Origin of the sequence: Cutibacterium acnes, assembly GCF_003030305.1 — a bacterium.
GTDB classification, from domain to species: domain Bacteria; phylum Actinomycetota; class Actinomycetes; order Propionibacteriales; family Propionibacteriaceae; genus Cutibacterium; species Cutibacterium acnes.
Genome location: NZ_CP023676.1, coordinates 192,505 through 210,318, shown reverse-complemented (window position 1 = coordinate 210,318; position 17,814 = coordinate 192,505). Strand labels below are relative to the sequence as shown.

The 17,814-nt window shown below is 62.1% G+C and carries 12 protein-coding genes and 1 pseudogene; 5 read left to right on the top strand and 8 right to left on the bottom strand.

Going from position 1 to position 17,814, the window contains the following annotated elements:
• The first annotated feature begins 4 nt into the window (after nucleotides 1–4).
• Entirely contained in the window at nucleotides 5–1,573 is a 1,569-nt protein-coding gene (cydD, locus tag CPA42_RS00955) for a thiol reductant ABC exporter subunit CydD (RefSeq protein ID WP_002518650.1), read from the top strand.
• Entirely contained in the window at nucleotides 1,570–3,174 is a 1,605-nt protein-coding gene (gene cydC / locus CPA42_RS00950) for a thiol reductant ABC exporter subunit CydC (RefSeq protein WP_002517200.1), read from the top strand. Before cydD ends, cydC begins: the two co-directional genes overlap by 4 nt.
• A 24-nt stretch (nucleotides 3,175–3,198) precedes the next feature.
• Here the strand turns inward: cydC and CPA42_RS00945 are convergent, their stop codons facing one another.
• The 7 genes from CPA42_RS00945 to CPA42_RS00915 form a co-directional block, all read right to left on the bottom strand.
• The gene (locus CPA42_RS00945) at nucleotides 3,199–3,792 is read right to left on the bottom strand and encodes a hypothetical protein (protein WP_002518648.1); all 594 of its coding nucleotides are present in this window, start codon (nucleotides 3,790–3,792) and stop codon (nucleotides 3,199–3,201) included.
• Entirely contained in the window at nucleotides 3,789–5,018 is a 1,230-nt protein-coding gene (locus tag CPA42_RS00940) for a DUF7224 domain-containing protein (protein WP_002518647.1), read from the bottom strand. The genes CPA42_RS00945 and CPA42_RS00940 overlap by 4 nt, the downstream gene beginning before the upstream one ends.
• Nucleotides 5,015–5,734 carry an ABC transporter ATP-binding protein gene (locus tag CPA42_RS00935; protein ID WP_002518646.1) on the bottom strand — a complete coding sequence of 240 codons (720 nt, stop codon included), beginning with the start codon at nucleotides 5,732–5,734 and terminating at the stop codon, nucleotides 5,015–5,017. The genes CPA42_RS00940 and CPA42_RS00935 overlap by 4 nt, the downstream gene beginning before the upstream one ends.
• Nucleotides 5,735–5,868: 134 nt before the next feature.
• Nucleotides 5,869–6,549 carry a LutC/YkgG family protein gene (locus tag CPA42_RS00930; RefSeq protein ID WP_002517088.1) on the bottom strand — a complete coding sequence of 227 codons (681 nt, stop codon included), beginning with the start codon at nucleotides 6,547–6,549 and terminating at the stop codon, nucleotides 5,869–5,871.
• On the bottom strand, nucleotides 6,546–8,081 hold the full coding sequence (locus CPA42_RS00925; RefSeq protein ID WP_002517151.1) for a LutB/LldF family L-lactate oxidation iron-sulfur protein: 1,536 nt from the start codon (nucleotides 8,079–8,081) through the stop codon (nucleotides 6,546–6,548). Before CPA42_RS00925 ends, CPA42_RS00930 begins: the two co-directional genes overlap by 4 nt.
• Nucleotides 8,082–8,084: 3 nt before the next feature.
• Nucleotides 8,085–8,891, bottom strand: a complete 807-nt coding sequence (locus tag CPA42_RS00920; RefSeq protein ID WP_002519934.1) for a (Fe-S)-binding protein — start codon at nucleotides 8,889–8,891, stop codon at nucleotides 8,085–8,087.
• Nucleotides 8,892–8,933: 42 nt separating this feature from the next.
• Complete coding sequence (locus tag CPA42_RS00915; protein WP_002517221.1) at nucleotides 8,934–10,622, bottom strand: L-lactate permease; 1,689 nt, start codon at nucleotides 10,620–10,622, stop codon at nucleotides 8,934–8,936.
• A 493-nt stretch (nucleotides 10,623–11,115) separates the two neighbouring features.
• Between CPA42_RS00915 and CPA42_RS00910 the strand changes: the two are divergent.
• Nucleotides 11,116–11,779: pseudogene (locus tag CPA42_RS00910) on the top strand (FadR/GntR family transcriptional regulator).
• Nucleotides 11,780–11,800: 21 nt separating this feature from the next.
• On the opposite strand, the gene CPA42_RS00905 reads toward CPA42_RS00910, so the two are convergent.
• Nucleotides 11,801–12,118 carry a thiamine-binding protein gene (locus tag CPA42_RS00905; RefSeq protein ID WP_002515786.1) on the bottom strand — a complete coding sequence of 106 codons (318 nt, stop codon included), beginning with the start codon at nucleotides 12,116–12,118 and terminating at the stop codon, nucleotides 11,801–11,803.
• 248 nt (nucleotides 12,119–12,366) lie between these two features.
• Between CPA42_RS00905 and CPA42_RS00900 the strand changes: the two genes are divergently transcribed.
• Nucleotides 12,367–14,184, top strand: a complete 1,818-nt coding sequence (locus tag CPA42_RS00900; RefSeq protein ID WP_002518640.1) for an NAD(P)-binding protein — start codon at nucleotides 12,367–12,369, stop codon at nucleotides 14,182–14,184.
• 15 nt (nucleotides 14,185–14,199) lie between these two features.
• Complete coding sequence (gene nifJ / locus CPA42_RS00895) at nucleotides 14,200–17,814, top strand: pyruvate:ferredoxin (flavodoxin) oxidoreductase (protein ID WP_002515899.1); 3,615 nt, start codon at nucleotides 14,200–14,202, stop codon at nucleotides 17,812–17,814.

Below are 17,814 nucleotides of genomic sequence, written 5' to 3'. Positions count from 1 at the left end.
GTGCGTGGTGGGCGTGGCTACGGCTTTGCTCATCCTCGCACAGGCCTGGTTGCTGTCCCGTGGTGTCTCGTCGGTCTTCGCCGCCCATCATCTCGACGGCGTGGCGATGTGGTGCGGGCTGCTTGCGGCGGTGTTCTGTGGTCGAGCTTGCCTCGCCTGGCTGCAAGAATCCCTGGCTCATCAAGCTTCAGCGTCAGTCAAGTCGCAATTGCGGCGCGACATCCTGCAAGCCAGGTTGTCGCGTCCCACTGACGCAACAATGCCGTCGGGAACCCTCATCAGCCTGATGACAACAGGTCTGGACGCCCTCGACGGCTACTACTCGAAATACCTTCCCCAGCTTGTGCTGGCCGTCATCGTGCCAGCAGTGCTAGCCACCGCTATCGGCCTAAACGACCTCACCAGCCTCGTCATCGTCGTCGTGACGATCCCGCTCATCCCCGTTTTCATGGCCCTCATTGGCTGGCGGACCGAGGCGGCCGTAGCAAAACGGTTCAAGGTAGCCACCCGACTGGCCAACCACTTCGCTGATCTGGTCGCTGGGCTGCCGACCCTGCAGGTCTTCGGGCGAGCCCGCGCCCAACTCGAGGGGCTGCGCCGCACCGAGGCGGCCAACCGCTCCGAAACAATGCGCACCCTGCGCATCAGTTTCCTGTCCTCTTTCATACTTGAGCTGCTGGCGACCCTCTCGGTGGCCCTGGTGGCCGTTACCGTCGGTTTCCGAGTTGCCGCCGGCGGAATGGACCTGCGCACCTCCCTGTTCATCCTCATCCTCGCCCCTGAAGTTTTCCTGCCGGTGCGGCAGGTGGGGGTGCTCTTCCACGATGCCGCTGACGGAATGGCCGCCGCAGAGGTGTCCTTCGGGCTTATTGAGTCCGGGCGGCCGACGGCACCCAAGAGCGACGTCGAGATCGCCTCACCTCGCGAGGTCCCGGTGGTCATCAGCGGGTTGACGCACACGTATGAAGGGACGGATCGTGCCGCCCCTGACGGGTTGTCTCTGCGCATCGAGCCCGGGAGTGTCGTCGCCCTCGTCGGGCACTCCGGTGGTGGCAAGACGACCGCCCTGTCGTGTCTGCTCGGATTCATCGACCCCGATTCCGGGTCTATCCTCGTCGGCGATCGCGAACTCATAGGGGCCGACGAATCGGTATGGCAGTCGTGGCGACGTCAGCTGGCCTACGTGCCCCAGGTGCCAGCGATGATGGCCGGTACGGTGGCCGAGAACATCCGTTTAGGGTGCTCGGATGCGCCCGAGGCCATGTTGCGCGACGCCCTGGATCGCTGCGGAGCCGCGGCAATCCCGTTGAATAAGCGTATCGACGACGACGCCGAAGGTCTGTCCGCCGGGGAACGTCGTCGTGTGGCCTTGGCCCGCGCTCTGGTGCGGGTGGAGCAGGCCGAGGCCGGTCTGCTGGTCCTTGACGAGCCGACGGCAGGTCTTGACGCCGACACCGAGGCGACCGTGTTGGAGGCGGTACGTGCCTCGGGAGCATCGGTGCTCGTCGTGTCCCATCGTCGCAACATCATCGCGGCAGCCGACGTGGTCGTCGACCTGGAGGTGCTGGCATGAACGCGCGAACCACCCAGTTGCTCAAGACTCTGTTGCGGGATGTCCCGCGAGGTCGCTGGCTACTCGTCCTGTCGACCCTGCTCGCCGCATGTGCATCCGGAGCGTCCGTGGCCCTCATGGGTGTGTCAGCGTGGTTGCTGTCTCGGGCCGCAGAGATGCCACCGGTGCTCTACCTGGAGGCCGCAGCCGTCGGGGTGCGATTCTTCGGCATCTCCCGCGGTGTCTTCCGCTACGCCGAACGTCTGGTAGGCCACGACCTGGCTCTGCGGATGCAGGGGGCATTGCGGATGCGGGTCTACGACCGGCTGTCACGTACCACCCTGCTGGGACGTCGCCGGGGTGACCTGCTGGTACGGGTTACTGCCGACGTCGACGCGGTGTTGGACATGGTCGTGCGGGTGATCGTTCCGGCGTGCGCGTCAAGCCTCGTCATCATTGGCACGACGGTCCTGCTAGCCCGGTTCTCATTGACTTCGGCTGCGGTCCTACTACTGTCGGCCCTACTGGCGGCCGTCGTCATGCCGGCGATCACTCAACGCCTGTCCCGGGCTGCCGACTCCTCCTTGGTGCCGCTGCGTGGTCAGTTGGCCGACCGCACTCGCGAGTTGGCCCATTGCGCCCCTGATCTGGTGGCTTACGGAGCCCAGGACGCGATCCTGGCCGATGTGTTGGAGGTCGATTCCCGGTTGCGCACCGCCGAGCAACGAGCGGCATGGGGACGAGGTCTCGGCACCGCAGGTCAGATCCTGGCGGCCGGGTTAGCAGTCGTCTCGGCCCTATGGATCGGTGGCAATGCGGTTGCCGACGGGCGTATCGGTGGGCGAATCCTGGCTGTGCTGGTGCTGACCCCACTGGCCCTCCACGAGGTGTTCGGAGCGTTCACGGGGGCCGCCCAGACTCATACCCGTGCCAAGGCGGCCCTGCAGCGGGTAGTCGAGGTGCTCGACGCGCCTCAGGTCGGGGTGGGCGACTCCCCCACCGCGGCTGCTTCCGAGGAAAAACCCTCCTTGGTGATCGAGGGGCTTACGGTTGGTTGGCCGGGAAACCAGCCCGTGCTCTCAAACGTCAACTTGCACGTGGTGGCTGGGGAATCAGTGGCCATCGTCGGCAGGTCAGGAATTGGAAAGACGACCCTCGCGGCGACCATCATGGGGCTCATCCCACCGTTGACCGGGACAGTGACGACGACAGGGCGGGTGCGTTACTTGGCCCAGAATGCCCATGTGTTCGCAACGTCAATCAGCGAAAATGTACGCATCGGCTGCAAAGAGGCCACCGAGGACGAGGTTCTCACAGCGCTGTCTCGCGCTGGCCTAGCAATTCCGCCGCGACGAGTGGTCACCGAGGACGGCAGCTCCCTGTCAGGCGGTGAGGCCCAACGCCTGGCCTTGGCGCGGGTGCTCGTCAACCATGGCACTCCAGCCGATCCTGCAACTCACGATCTGCTCATCCTCGACGAGCCCAGCGAGCACCTAGACGTCGAGACCTCCGAGGCTCTCATGAGCGACCTGTGGGCGACCACCAGTGGGACCGCGAAAGTGGTCATCACCCACGACCCCCTCGTCATGGCACGATGCGACCGAGTCTGGCACGTTGGGTGATGTCGATAAAGGCTCTGCTTCCCCTCAGCCCAGATCGGCCTCGCAGCGTCGGCGAACCGTCCGAACCGGAAGGCTCAACGCCAGCACACCACAGACGGTGGTCGCAATAATCCATCCCACGCTGACCGGCCCGGCAGCGTCGGCGACCGGCCAGTTCCACCAGCCCTCCCGCTCGTTACGCTGACGACCGGCCAAGAGACCCACGAAGAAATAGGCAATTGCGGGCAGGGCCGACACGTTTCGAGGCATCCATCGCGCCGCGATCATCGTCATGGCGAGGAGTATCGGAACGTCGCGAATGACCTGGGCGTTCGCTGGCCCACCGAACAGTCCCAGCACCATAATCCCGGACAGGGCCAGCCCAAGGGCAGCGTCGAGGATTCCCGTCTGTCGGGGTGATCGATCCTCGACACTCAGATCTGCCCGTGACAAACCGACGGCGTAGAGGATGGTCAAGACTAGACCGAACAGATTACTGAAGACAACCACGGCCCCGAAGCTCCCGAAGATAGCTGGCACTGCCACTTCGTCGGGATCAGTCCGAGCGCACACGGCAGCAAAGACGCACGCGAGGGCCAACTGTAACCACGCCAGCCTGCTGCGCATCCAGTACCTCATCGGTAGCAGTCCCTGAGGTATTTCTGCATCCTCGTCACAACAACCGCCTGAGTGGTGGGATCCTTGGTGCGCAGCCGTTCGGCCCATGTGACGTCCTCGGCATCCACCCCTGCACCGACAACCTCCATGCCGCTTGCGCGCGCCACCTCCCGTAGCCACGCGTCGATCCGTCCCTCATACTGGATAACCTCGGTGGGACTTGTGCTCGCCGGCGGGCAGAAACAGTGTCCGGTGGCTGTAGCGAGACGCGCAATAGCGAAAGCCGCATCCGGCATGTCAGGGGACACACTGATCTCGACAGCATCCTTGTGCCCCGGCAGGGCCTGCTCGGAGTAAATACTCGGCAGACCGATCCCGGCACGTTTCCAGATCGGGAACACCCGCTTGATCGACGAAGCCATCAAAGACCTCTCCGCCTCATGCTCGGGCAACAGGCACAACTGCACATCCGCACCTTCCACCGTGCGACATGTGACGGACAGCTCCCGATCAATAGTCGGGAATGCATCGAGATGTCTAACCTGGACGGCACCGGCGATGAATCCGATCACAAGGACGCACCCGCCCAGGCTCAGCAACAATCTGCGCCCATGCTGGGCTGCTCGCGCCGACACTACAACGACGGCCGCCACCAGCAGACCGAGCTCAACACGCAGCGTTCCCGTGATGACGAGGGGATTCAGTGTCTGGGTGATCGTACAACACCCAATCCAGGAACCCGTGAGATGCCGGAGCCAGTAGATCGACATCCCAGGCGGGAAAGTCACCCACACCAAGGGTGTTGCCAGGGCGATGGGAGCCGCCACGGCCACGTGCAACCACAATCCCAGCGCGATACCGGCCACGGTCCATGCCCAAGTCGACAGCACGGTCACACCGAGGATGGACCACCCCAGCGTGTGCGGGGCGAATCCGTGTCTGGCCATGAAGACGACGGAGAGCACAGTGGTCATTGCGGCCGAGGTCACTATCGGGCCGAGCAGGACACGCCACCATGACCTGACTCGGTTCGACCTCAGAGCAACGGTTCTGAGTCGATGACCTTCCAGGGCTCCAGCCAAGGCACACAACGCGTTGACGACCATGGTTCTCCCCGCGTCCCCGGCCACCTGAGCTAACCAATACGGCTCACCGGCGGTGTCATTGACAACCATGATGAAGGCCACGACCATCAGGGGCGCCAACCAGACACCGGGCGCAGTTCGCAGCCGCGTTGTGAGCCTCATTCGTCGGCCACCAGACCGAGGTAGGCCATTTCAGCACGACGCTGCGAACACTCTGGCGCCAGATCCACGAACTCCTTAGGGGTTCCGTCGAAGACGACCCGGCCACATGACAGTACAATCACCCTGTCATAGCTGTCAGTGAGGTCGTCAACCTGGTGAGTGGACACCACGGTGACGCGATCATCAGGAACATGCTCGAGGACAGCGCGAAAACGCACCCTTTGTGCAGGATCCAGCCCGGCCATGGGCTCGTCGAGCAGTAGCACTTCCGGCTCCCCGACGAGTACCTGGGCCAGGCCAACCCTACGCAGTTGCCCGCCCGAGAGTCTGGATGTGCGATCGTCGGCTTTTTCGGTCAGATTGACCGCTGCAATGACATCATCTGCCCGCACGGTGGCCTCACGAGTACTCATTCCCATGAGCCACCCGCAATAGATGATTTGCTCACGCACGGTGAACCCTGGCATGGGGAGAACGTTCTGCCTCATCAGCCCTACTCGCCGGCGCAACGTCCGCGACGACGCCTCAGCCATCCCGGCCAGACCGATCCTCCCCGAGGTGGGCGCCCTGGATCCCGAGCACAGAGAGAACAGAGTGGACTTACCTGCCCCGTTAGGGCCCAGCAAGACTGTCCTGCCGGGAGCAAGCTCGACGGTCACACCGTGCAGGACCTCGTGGTGACGCCGGTAGGAAAACGTCACATCGTCAATGATCATCGTCGCTGATCGTACTGGAACCGTCACGAAAGCAGCCAAACAGACCCGGCTGCATTGAACGGCGCATCTTCCTTACACCCTCAGGCACAGCAGTGCCCCGGTCCCTCAACCGGGGCACTAGTTCTGGTCGTGTTTCACCGGTCGTCGACGACGATGACATAAAGCCGACGAGGCCCATGCACTCCGTCAACCCGGGACAACTCAATGTCAGAGGTGGCCGAACCACCGGAAATGAAGGTCAACGGGTGTCCCTCATGCACCGCCGGTTTGACGATCTGGATGGCCTCCGGGACGTCGGAAACCACCTGGCTAGCCTTGACGACGCAGACGTGGCGATCCGGGACAAGGGTGATAGCCCTACGCCCCTGGTCCTCCACGTGGGTCAACACGATGCTGCCCGTGTCAGCGATACCACACGCAGCGCCGGTGACGACAGCATCGGTGTCATTGAGCTCCTTCTTCGATAGCTGCGGATCATCGAGGCGGGCGTCAAACCCGGCAGTCTTGATCGCCCCCACCCAGGACTTGTCCAAACCGACCGGAACGACGGCGCTGTGCTCAGCACCGGTAGACCTCAGCCCCTCAACGACGGCCTGGGGAACGTCAGCCCCCTTGACCCGCACGACGGTCGCCTTGTAGTCGATGACCTTTTCGACAAAGGTGCCAACCACGTCGTCCATGTCGATGCCAGTGCCGTACTCCCACTCGATCGGCACATCTGCGACCGGGTCAGAATTGGTGATGTCAGTGCTGGCGGGACGAATCCGGGCGAGGATCTCGGTACGCGCCACCGGATCAGTGCTAATTGTGGTCATCGCTGAGCCTCCCTGTTCTTCTTCCACCAGGTGCGGAAAGTGTCAGCCGGGGGTGCGTCAACGTCGCGATATTTAAGCCACCGCTCGGCCACCGGCACCGGAACCGGCCCCATCTTCTTGCCGCGCAGGACACGTCCCACGCCACGCGAGCCAACCTGGATCGCCTCGAAATGTTTGTGATCACTGAACGCCCACGAGGCCGTCTTCATGAGACCCATCTCGCCGGCCACCTCGTAGTCCTGCGGTATACGGTCGGCTTTCTCGGACTTGACCACCTTATTACGCAGCTTGAGGAGGATATCGGTGAAGGGGATCTTCACCGGGCATACCTCATTACACGCACCGCACAGCGAACACGCATACGGCAGACCACGATCGACGGGATGCTCCACGCCCCGCAACTGCGGATTGAGCACAGCACCGATCGGCCCCGGGTACACCGAGCCGTAAGCGTGACCGCCCGCCCGCTCGTAAACCGGGCAGATGTTGATACACGAAGCGCACCGAATGCACCGCAACACCTCGCGGCCAAGGGTGTCGGCAAGCACGTCGGTACGACCGTTATCAAGGAAAATGACGTGCTGTTCCTGCGGCCCGTCACCGTCGGTCACACCACTCCACACCGAGTTGTACGGGTTCATCCGTTCCCCGGTGGCCGAACGCGGCAACAGCTTGAGGAAAACCTCAAGGTCGTCGAAACTCGGCAGCACCTTCTCGATGCCGACAATCGACACCAGGGTGTCCGGCAGAGTCAGGCACATACGGCCATTGCCCTCAGACTCAACGATCACTAAGGACCCAGTATCGGCGAGCACGAAATTGCCACCCGAGACGGCCATTTCGGCGCGCAGGAACTTCTCGCGCAAGTGCAGACGAGCCGCGTTGGTTAGCTCCGGCGGGTTCTCCGAGATGTCCTCGGGGGCCGGACGGCCATAATTCTTCATCTCATGTAGGAAGATCTCGCGGACCTCAGCACGGTTACGGTGGATAGCCGGCACGACAATGTGGGACGGACGGTCGTGGCCCAGCTGCACGATGAGTTCGGCTAGGTCCGTCTCCCACGCCGCGATGCCTTGCTCTTCGAGGTACTCGTTGAGGTCAGTTTCCTGACTGGTGATCGACTTGATCTTGACGACCTCGTCAACCCCCTTATCCTTGGCGATCTGGGCGACGATGCGGTTGGCCTCCTCGCCGTCCCGGGCCCAGTGGACGTGAACGCCATTCGCAGTCAGGTTCTTCTCCGCCTCGACGAGGTAATGGTCGAGGTGGCGGCCGACGCGATTCTTGATGGACTCGGCAGCATCACGCAGATCCTGCCAATCCGGGGATTCGGAGACACGCATGGCGCGCTTGTTGCGAATCGTCATGGTGGCATTACGCATGTTCTTGCGCTGCACCGACAAGTTCAACTCGCCCTTGACGGCCTTCGAAAACTTCGGCATGCCCATGTACGTGCCGGGCTTGTCGGGGGCTGGGGTCAACCGGGCGACGCCGTGGTTTCCGTACGTGACGCGACGCAGTTCGGTACTCATGGGTCAGTCCTCCTCAGTGTTGGCGAGGATTTCGGCGATGTGAATCGGCTTAACGCCCGAGTTCTGGCGCGACAGCACACCACCGATATTCATGAGGCAGGAGTTATCGCCGGCGACGACGTACTCAGCCTCAGTCTCGCGGACGTGGCGAGCCTTGTCGTTAGCCATGGCCGCGCTCATATCGGGGTTTTTGATGCAGAAGGTGCCACCGAACCCGCAGCACTGCTCGGCCATCGGAAGGTCGACCAGGGTCATGCCTTTGACGTGACGCAGCAGCTCGTAGGGACGATCACCAAGGTTCAGCAGCCGCTTGCCGTGGCAGGACGGGTGATACGTCACCCGATGCGGGAAATATGCGCCGACGTCAGTGACCCCGAGAATGTCGACGAGGAACTCGGGTAGATCGTAGGTGCATTGACTGGTGTGCTCGACCTCCTTGGCCAGACCAGAATCTCCGGCATACTCGGCAAGCATCGGGTGCTGATCACGGACGGCGGCGACACAGGACCCCGAGGGTGCGACGATATAGTCGTAGTCTCCGAAGGCTCGCACATACTGACGGACGGTCGGAATACCCTCGTCGAAGTATCCGGTGTTGGTCGTCATCTGGGCGCAACAGGTCTGTTCCCGTGGGAACTCAACTTTGCAGCCGAGGCGCTCCAACAGGGTGGTGACGGCCACGCCCGTTTGAGGGAACATCACGTCATTGATGCACGTAATGAACAGCCCGACGGTCATACCCGCCCCCGGCAAGCCGGGCAAGGTAGCCCTGGCGCCAGGGCTTGTAGTGGTTGTCATGGTGACCTCCATTGATAATGAACGGATGCCAGGCGGTGTCAACCGTCAGCAGATTCAGGGGACCATCCATCCGAGCACCGGGGTCGACATGAGGCCGACGATGATGCACATCAGGACGAGGAGGATGATCGAGAATTTAAAAACCTTGCGCAGGATGACCGACTCGCCGCCGGCTAGACCTATCGCGGTGGCCGCGATGGTCAGCGACTGCGGGGAGATCATCTTGCCGACGACACCGCCGGATGCGCCCGCACCAACCAGCAAATGCCGCATGCTTTCCATACCAAGATATGACCCAGCACCGACCTGTTGTCCCACACTGCTCTGTAAGCCAGAGAACAGGATGTTGGCGGAGGTATCGGATCCGGTGACGTACGTGCCGATCCAACCGAGGATCGGGGCGAGGAACGGGTAGACCGCTCCTGCCCCAGCGATGAACATGCCAAGAGCAAGGGTCTGGCCGGAGTCACCCATCACATAGGCCAAAGCGACGACCAAACCGATGGTCAGCATCGAAAACTTCATCTTCTTGGCGTTGATCCATAGCTCTTTAGTGACGTCGGCGAGGGGCACCCGGTAGATGAAGCCCACGAGAATTGCGACGATGGCAAGCAAGAAGCCCGGCTGGGACAGCCATTGCCAGATGTATGTCTGGTGGGCGGCGGCCTCGCCACCGGCGGTCATGAGTCCGGATAGGCCAGGCCAGGCCATCTTCACGTCGGCGGCTTTGAAACTGTCCTTGACAGCAGGGATAGCGGCGATACCGAAGACCACGATGACGAGGATGTAGGGAACGAGGGCCATAAAGATACGGCTGCCAGTGAGGTCAGAGGTGTCGACCTCCTGAGCCTCGACCGACTCGATCTCGACGGTCGGATCGATTGGGATGCCGATGCGCTCGGCGGCCTCGCGGCCGCCCTTGGGTTTCCAGACTTTAAGGAAAAGCAGGGAGAGGGCGACGGTGACGACGGCGGCGAAAATCTCAGTGAGGTTGTAGACCGGGGTGCCGCCGACGATGACCTTCGTCACACCGAAGACGACGCCGACGAACAGGCCAAAGGGCCAGCATTCGCGAACACCCTTACGGCCGTCCATGATCGCCAGCATGAGGAAGGGGACGACGAGGCAGAGCACGGCGCAGACGCGGGCGGTGACCGGGGCCACCATCGCGACGTCCAAGCCACCGGTCTTGGCGGCCATGAGAACCGGCAGACCGACGGCTCCGAACGCCACCGGGACGGTATTAGCGACCAAGGCAGTGATGGCACCACGGAGCTTGCCGAATCCGATAGCGATGAGCATCGCAGCGGCGATGGCGACGGGGGCACCGAACCCGGCCAGGGCTTCTAGTAGACCACCGAAGCAGAAGGCGATGAGGATGCCCAGCACACGCGGGTCGTCGCTGATGAGGAAGAAGGTGCGGCGCAGGTCGTCGAAGCGACCGGAAATGACCGTCACCTGATACATCCAGATGGCGCCTAGCAGGATCCACGAAATCGGGAAGAGGCCGTAGAGGAAACCTTGGACGCTTGAGGAAAACGCCATTCCGATCGGCATACGGAAGGCGGTGATCGCCACAATGAGGGCGACACCCCATGAGAAGAGGCCAGCCAGGTGCGCCTTCCAACGCAGCGCACCAAGGGTAATGAGCATGGCCAGCACCGGCAGGACCGCCAAGAGGGCCGACAGCCATTGCGACCCTAGAGGGTTGGCCGATGGGGTGAAGGTCTGGAGAAGAACCATCGAAGAACTCCGTTGTTCAACCACTGCCTACGGTCGGCTAACCGCTGGCAAGGTCGGACCGATTTGGTCCGACCAATATGACGGTAGGACCGTTTTCGATGGACGTCAAGCACTTCCGTTCAATTCGTAGTTAGCTTAACAATCATTTGTGCAGCATTTAAGGTTTGCCTACGCTGTCAATGACTTTAAATATGTTGTGGGCGTGCGCGGCGACGTCCAGCACCGGACTGCGCACATCTCGACTCAGGCGTACCTCACATACCGCACCAAGCCACTGTGAGAATCGCCGAGATCACACCACATCGCCCCGGGAAGCTCATGAGGTGGACATAAGATGAACTATTGGCGCCTACGAATCAACTCACCGACGAGGATCCCAGCCATGACACAGACCCGCGACGCCGGCTCCAGTCGACCAGACCCACACGCTGGACATCAGGCATCAGTGACCCATTCGAGCACCGCCTCGAAATCGGGGGGGTTCTCGGTTGTCATGCGCCACATTGACGACGAAATCCTCGCCGGACGGTGGGTCAACGGTTCTCGTCTTCCCCCAGAGCGAGAGCTCGCAGCTTCTCTAAGCGTCAGTCGGGGAGCGGTTCGAGAAGCCATTCGGGCTTTAGAGGCCCAGGGGATCCTGTCCTCAGGCACCGGACGCAGCAATGGAACCCGCGTCGACGCCCGCCCCTCAGACGCCATGGGACGCATACTGCGACTGCAATTAGCCCTCGACGTTGTTTCGTTCGCTGATCTCACTGAAACCCGTATAGCGCTTGAAAAAGCTGCCTGTGCTGCAGCGGCAAAGGTGCGCGCCCCTGTGCCCTTAACTCGGGCGACAGACCTCCTCGTTCAAATGCACGACGCTATGCAACCTGACTCCTTCAACGCCCTCGACACTGCCTTCCACGTCGCCTTAGCCGAAGCCGGAGACAACCGCCTCATGAGGGACCTGACGGTGGCCATTCGCGAGGCGGTGCACCTACCTATCTTGGAAGCGGAGCATTCCCTATATTGGGTGGGAACAATGGCGTGACGATCTCGTCTGCGATCATCAAGAAATGCTTGCCGCGATCGAGAATGGCGACTCCGAGCGAGCAGCCAAGGTCACCGAGGCGCACATCCGCAATACCTACGACACCCTGCTCATCGACAGATGATTAACGCCGGTTCACCCGCGGTCAGTTGTGCTGCTTATCCAGCTCCCCCTGGAGTCGCTCCAGTTTGGCCGTCATCTCACCGGTACGCCCGGGACGAATATCGGCTTTGAGTACAAGCGACACCCGAGTGCCATACTGCGCAACCGCTTCGGTAGCCCGCTTAACGATATCCATGACCTCATCCCACGAGCCCTCGATTTCAGTGAACATCGACGAAGTGTGGTTGGGCAGCCCAGAATCGCGAACCACTCTGACAGCAGCAGCAACGGCGTCGGCAACGCCACCGTCCTCCCGTGAAGCTCGGCCACCACTGGGAACAAGACTGAAGGCAACGATCATGGTTCCAGTCTTGCACCATCGGCCAGGAAACCACCGAGTTTGACATCGAGGGCACACACCGCTGCGAGTCCTCACACCTCACCATATTTCGATAATAAAATGGTTCGTAATTCCAAAATCTCGGATGCGGTTTAGGCAAACCTTCCTGCACCAAATTTCATCTCCTATACCCTGACCTGCACGCCCTTTCACATGTGGTCTAACATCGGCTGTAGGTTCGTTTGCGAACCCCACATTCGCAATCTGAAATGCCGCATTTCCAACAGGAAGAGCCAGGTATGAGCGCCGAGACTATGACGAGTGACACCACCGACCCAAACGGGTACGTCATCAGGGAAAACCAGGACATCACTGCACGTCCTGACCTAGCCCGCACGACCGGCCGCGTCACTCCCACCCGTACCCGCAGACCCGTATACCTCGACATGCTTCCTCCCTGTAATGCTGGCTGCCCAGCCGGCGAAAACATTCAGGAGTGGCTGCGCCTCATCAAGGCCCACGAAGAAGAGAAGGCATGGCGTCAACTGACCGCCGACAACCCCTTCCCTGCCATCCACGGTCGTGTCTGCTACCACCCCTGCGAAGTGGCCTGTAACCGCGCCGACCTCGATGGTGCCGTGTCCATTCACTCCGTGGAGCGCTACCTCGGTGACCTTGCCATTGAAAAGGGCTGGACGTTCACCAGGCCCACGGAGCCCTCCGGGCACCGCGTCCTCGTCATTGGCGCTGGCCCGGCCGGCCTGTCTGCCGCCTACCACCTCGCAATGCTTGGCCACGACGTCGAGATCCACGACGCGGGCGACAAAGTCGGCGGCATGATGCGCTACGGCATCCCCGAATACCGTCTACCGCGCGAAATCCTCGACGCCGAAGTAGCACGTCTCACCGACCTCGGCATCAAGATCGTCCTCAACCATCCCGTCAACGACCTCATGGAAGAAAAGGCCAAGGGGCGTTTCGACGCCGTCTTCGTGGCCATCGGCGCCCATCTATCCAAACGCGTCGACATCCCGACCGTTGATGCCTCCCGAATGGTCGACGCCGTGAGCTTTTTGCACAACGTCGCCGCCGGCGAGAAGCCACTCATTGGACGCCGCGTAGCTGTTTACGGCGGCGGCAACACCGCCATGGATGCCGCGCGCGTCGCCAAGCGCCTCGGCGCCGAGGAGTCCATCGTCGTCTACCGACGCACCGCAGAGCAGATGCCCGCCCACGCCGAAGAGCGCGAAGAAGCCGAGCGCGAGGGCGTCCAGATGAACTGGCTGCGCACCATCACTGACGTCGGCGACGACCTCACCGTCGAGGTCATGGAACTCGACGAGGACGGCAAGCCGCACGGCACCGGACGCTACGAGAAACTCGAAGCCGACACCGTCATCCTTGCCGTCGGCCAGGACGCCGACACCAGCTTCCTACACAAGATGCCCGGTATGAGGTTCCGCAACGACGTCGTCGACGTCAACCCCTCAACCCTCATGACCGACGTCCCCGGTATCTTCGCCGGCGGCGACACCGTCCCCTCCGAGCGCACCGTGACGATCGGCGTTGGCCACGGCAAACGCGCCGCCCGTCAGATCGACCTGTGGCTGAACCGCGAGTCCGGTTACCCGACCGCCAAGAACACCACGGTGGGCTTCAACGACCTCAACCTGTGGTACTTCGGCGATCACCTGCGTCGTCACCAGCCCGAACTCGACCCGACCCAGCGCGTCGGATTCGACGAGGTCGTCGGTGGACTCACCGACGATCAGGCCCACTTCGAAGCCGGACGATGCCTATCCTGCGGTAACTGCTTCGAATGTGACGGCTGCTACGGTTCCTGCCCTGAGGATGCCATTATCAAGCTCGGCAAGGGCCACCGCTACGAATTCAACTACGACAAATGCACCGGATGCGCCACCTGCTTCGACCAGTGCCCAGTTCATGCTATTGAGATGATCCCCGAAGGCACGGACCCGGCCACCGTACAGGGATCCGGCAACCCGACACCCGGCTGGGCGGTGCGTCCTGAACCTAATCCACAACGGTCAGCTTCACTGAAGTTCACCGTCGACTCCGAGAACTGAGAAGGAGGACTGACCATGGCAAATAGCTCCGACTCCCGCGTCCGCACCATTGCCGACGGCAACACCGCCGCCGCCTCGGTCGCCTATCGTTGCAACGAACTGTGCTCGATCTACCCGATCACCCCGTCCTCCCCGATGGCTGAAACCGCCGACGAGTGGTCTGCCGCCGGGCGCAAGAACATCTGGGGAGACATCCCCACCGTTATGGAGATGCAGTCCGAAGGTGGCGCTGCCGGGGCCATACACGGCGCTCTGCAGGGTGGCGCCCTGAGCACCACCTTCACGGCCTCCCAAGGCCTACTGCTCATGATCCCGAATATGTACAAGATCGCTGGCGAGCTCACCAGCACGGTCTTCCATGTGGCCGCCCGTTCGCTGGCCGCCCAGGGCCTATCCATCTTCGGCGATCACCAGGACGTCATGGCCTGCCGTCAGACCGGCTTCGCCATGTTGTGCTCCTCGACCGTGCAGGAATGCCACGACCTGGCCCTCATCAGCCAAGCAGCGACGATGCGCTCCCGCGTGCCCTTCATGCACTTCTTTGAAGGTTTCCGCACCTCCCACGAACTCAACGTGCTCGAGATGCTCTCGGACGACGACATCCGACACTTCATCACCGATGACCTCGTCCACGCTCATCGGGAGCGCGCCCTCTCTCCGGCTCACCCGTTCATCCGCGGCACCGCCCAGAACCCCGATACCCACTTCCAAGCTCGTGAGGCCGCAAACAAGTACTACGAGAAAGTGCCGAGCATCGTCCAGTCCCTCATGGACGAGTTCGCCCAGGTCGTCGGACGCCAATACCATCTCGTTGAGTACCACGGTGATCCTGAAGCCACCGAGGTCATAGTCTGTATGGGCTCTGGCGCCCGCACCATCGAGCACACCATCGACCACTTCAACGCCCGCGGGCACAAGCTCGGTCTCGTCGAGTTGCACCTATTCCGTCCCTTCCCCACCGCCGAGGTCGTCAAAGCCATCCCGGAGACAGCTCGTACCGTTGCCGTCTTGGACCGCACCAAGGAGCCCGGCTCGAACGGCGAGCCCCTCTTCCTCGACGTGCTGGCTGCCTTATCCGAGGCTCATTCCCGCGGCACCCGAAATTCCATGCCGATTGTCTCAGGCGGCCGTTACGGGATCTCATCAAAGGAATTCACCCCCGGTATGGTGGCCGGGATCGTCGCCGAGCTCGAGCTGGAGAGTCCGCGTCCCCGCTTCACCATCGGTATCGACGACGACGTCACCGGCATATCCCTGCCATGGGAACCCCTCGACATCGAGGATCCCACAACGATCCGCGCAGTGTTCTACGGCATGGGTTCTGACGGCACCGTCGGTGCTAACAAGAACACCATCAAGATCCTCGGATCGGACCCCAACACCTACGCCCAGGGCTACTTCGTCTACGACTCTAAGAAATCCGGATCCAAGACGACCTCCCACCTGCGTTTCGGACCCAAACCGATCGAGGCCCCCTACCTGGTCAGCCAGGCAGGATTCATCGGTATCCACGCCTGGGGGATCCTGGAGTCGATGGATGTGCTGACAATGGCCCGCGAGGGAACCACCGTTCTACTCAACTCTCCGTACTCAGCCGATGAGGTGTGGGACAAGCTGCCCAACACCATGCAACGTCAGGTCCTCGATAAGCACCTCGACCTGTGGACCATCGACGCCCTGTCCGTAGCCCGCAAGGTGGGTCTGCGTAACCGCACCAACACCATCCTGCAAACCTGCTTCTTCGCGATCTCTGGCGTGCTGCCCAAGGATGAGGCCATCGCGAAGATCAAGGATTCGATCCAAAAGACCTACGGTAAAAAGTCCCAGAAGATCGTCGAGATGAATCATGCGGCCGTCGACGCCTCCCTGGAACACCTACATCAGGTCAAGGTTCCCGACCAGATGACTGCCAACCACAGCCTCATCCCGGCTGTGCGCGAGGACTCCCCCAAGTTCGTCAAGAATGTCACCGCCCGAATGATCGAGGGATTCGGCGACCTGCTGCCCGTGTCGGCCCTGCCCGATGACGGCACCTACCCTGCCGGCACCACCAAATATGAGCAGCGGACGCTATCGGACGTCATCGCCACCTGGGAGCCCAACGCCTGCATCCAGTGCGGCAACTGCGCCTTCGTCTGCCCACACGGCGTCATCCGCTCCAAGTACTACCCGCAGTCTCAGCTCGAGGGTGCCCCGGAATCCTTCCAGTCCGCAGAACTCAATGCCGCCGGTCTGCCGGAGTCCTGCTACACCCTGCAGGTCGTCCCCGACCAGTGCACCGGCTGCGGACTGTGCGTCGAGGCCTGCCCGGCCCACCCAGTCGGAGAACCCGACCGCAAGGCCATCAACCTTGAAGAGCACCTCGACAAGACCGTCCAGCGCGAGAACGTGAAGTTCTTCGAGACAATCCCGGTTAATGATCGCTCCCGTGTCGACTTCGCCACCGTACGAGGCACCCAGTTCCTGGAGCCCCTCTTCGAGTTCTCCGGAGCCTGCTCGGGATGTGGCGAGACACCTTACGTCAAACTCATCACCCAGCTCTTCGGTGACCGCGCCGAGGTTGCCAACGCCACTGGCTGCTCCTCCATCTACGGCGGTAACTTGCCGACGACCCCGTGGGGCAAGAACGCATCAGGGCGTGGCCCGGCTTGGTCGAACTCGCTATTCGAGGACAACGCCGAATTTGGCCTGGGCATGCGAATGGCCGCCAACGTCCAAACCGAGTTGGCCAGACGCCGCCTCCAGGAGGTGTCCAGCCAACTCGACCCGGAGTTCGTCGAGGATCTGCTACATGGCCCGCAGCTGACCGAGCACGACCTCCAGAGCCAGCAGCACCGCGTCAAGGAGCTCCAAGCCAAGCTCGCCGACATGGAACAAACCCCGGCAGTGCGCGACCTCATGAGCGTCGCCGACCACTTACTGCGCCGGTCGGTGTGGATTATCGGCGGTGACGGATGGGCTTACGACATCGGTTCCGGTGGCGTCGACCACGTGCTTGCCTCCGGCCGCGACGTCAACGTCCTGGTCCTCGACACCGAGGTGTACTCCAACACCGGTGGTCAGGCATCGAAATCGACCCCGCTAGGGGCAGTTGCCAAATTCGCCTCGGCTGGCAAACCCACCGCCAAAAAAGACATGGCCCTGCAAGCCATCGCCTACGGGTCGGTGTACGTCGCCCGCGTGGCCCTGGGCGCCGATCCGCAGCAAACCCTGCGGGCCTTCCGCGAGGCCGAGGCCTACCCTGGTCCGAGCCTCATCATCGCCTACAGCCACTGCATCGCCCACGGCTACGACCTGCGCAACGGCCTGGACCAGCAGTACAAGGCGGTCCACTGTGGACACTGGCCGCTGATGCGTTACAACCCGGTGCTAGCCGACGAAGGACGCAACCCATTCCTGCTCGACTCCCCCAAACCCGACGAGACGTGGCGGGAGTACACCAAGCTCGAGCTGCGTTACCGGATGCTCCAGAAGGCCCATCCGGAAGAGGCCGAACGTATGCTGGACCTGGGCCAGCGCCAGGTAGAGCGTCGCTACGCCGAGTATGCCGAAATGGCATCCCGCACCGCCGAGGGCTTCGCCGTCGATGCCCGTATGTCCGAGTTCGCCGCTTCATCCAACCGCGCCTGA